1 protein-coding gene is annotated in these 1,426 nt (G+C 68.2%); it reads right to left on the minus strand.

Features of this window, described 5'->3' with window-relative positions; translation table 11 throughout:
* Positions 1-3: 3 nt before the first annotated feature.
* Positions 4-1,314: an ISL3 family transposase gene (locus H9651_RS14550; RefSeq protein WP_191720047.1), complete on the minus strand. Its 1,311-nt coding sequence runs from the start codon at positions 1,312-1,314 to the stop codon at positions 4-6.
* Between the last annotated feature and the right edge of the window lie 112 nt (positions 1,315-1,426).

Consider the following 1,426-nt stretch of genomic DNA (forward strand, 5'->3'; position numbering starts at 1 on the left):
GGCTCATCGCATTTGAGCGTGTAGTGCTGGTCTGAACCCGCCGGCTTCGAGCAGGGATCTGGCGATGTAGTTGGCGAGGTTGCGGAACCCGAGTGCTGAGCCGCGAAGGTGCTCGAGGCGGCCGTTGATCGCCTCAGTCGGGCCGTTGCTCGAGCCTGGGAGGTCGAAGAACGCGAGGATGTCGGCGCGACGCTTCTTGAGCGTGGCGGCGAGCTTGCGGACTTCGGCCAGGCCCGCGGGGATGCCGACGGCGAAGTTGTCGATCAGTGCCTCCATGAGCTGCTTGCCGACTTTCCGGTTCGGGGTGCGGTAGGCGGTGATCATCTGCTGGTAGACGCCCCAGGTCGCCTCGACCGGCGCATGCTTGTCATCGGCGAACAGGAGCTCGAGGCGCTGCCAGTGCCGTTCGGTGAGGAGCTTTTCGCCCGTGACCAGCAGGCGGCGGGCTTTGTAGAGCGGGTCGTCTTTGCGGCCGCGGCGGCCGAAGATGTCGTTCTGAACCCGGCGCCGGCAGACATCCAGCGCTTCGCCGGCGAGACGGACGACGTGAAACGGGTCCATCACCGCCGTCGCTTTCGGCAGTTCCTCGGTGGTGGCGGTCTTGAACCCGGTGAACCCGTCCATCGCGACGACCTCGACCCGCTCCCGCCAGGTGTCGGGGCGCTGCGTGAGCCAGGTCTTGAACACGAGCTTGGAGCGACCCTCGACCATGTCCAGCAGGCGGGCGGGGCCGGTGCCGTCGCGGATCGGGGTGAGGTCGATGATCACCGTGACAAACTTGTCCCCGGCCCGCGTGTGACGCCAGACATGCTCATCGACGCCAAGCACGCGGACGCCATCGAACCGGCCCGGATCATCGATGAGCCGGCGACGTCCTTCGGCGAGGACGGCGTCGTTGGCGGTGTGCCAGGAGACCCCGAGGCCCGCGGCGACGCGGGCGACGGTGAGGTGATCGACGACCAGCGCCGTGAGCGCCCAGACCATGGCGAGCCGCGTGAGCTTCGCGCGCGGCTCGGCTACCCGGCGCGTGTCCTCTTGCCAGAACCGGCCGCAGGGCGAGCAGCGGAACCGCCGCACCCGCAGCAGCAACGTCGTCGGCCGATGCCCGAACGGCTCATGCGCCAGCCGGCGCGCCGCCGTCCCACGCGGGGACGCCTCAGCGCCGCATCCATGACACCACGGGTCGACCTCGGCGAGGCGGCACTCGATCACCGCCCGACCGGGCGAGAGATGCTGGCCGACGGCTTCGAGGCCGAGCTCGTCCAGACGGCAGAACGTGGTCAGGTCAGGGCTCGCGAATGTAGCGTTGATCACCGTCGAGGTCTTCTCGGATGGGGAGTGTAGGAACTTCCATCCTGATGGAGACCTCGACGCCTACCCGGCCACGATCGCGCTCAGCCACCTACACGCTCAACTGCGATGAGCC

The sequence above is a fragment of the Microbacterium pullorum genome, assembly GCF_014836535.1.
In the GTDB taxonomy this organism is placed as follows: domain Bacteria; phylum Actinomycetota; class Actinomycetes; order Actinomycetales; family Microbacteriaceae; genus Microbacterium; species Microbacterium pullorum.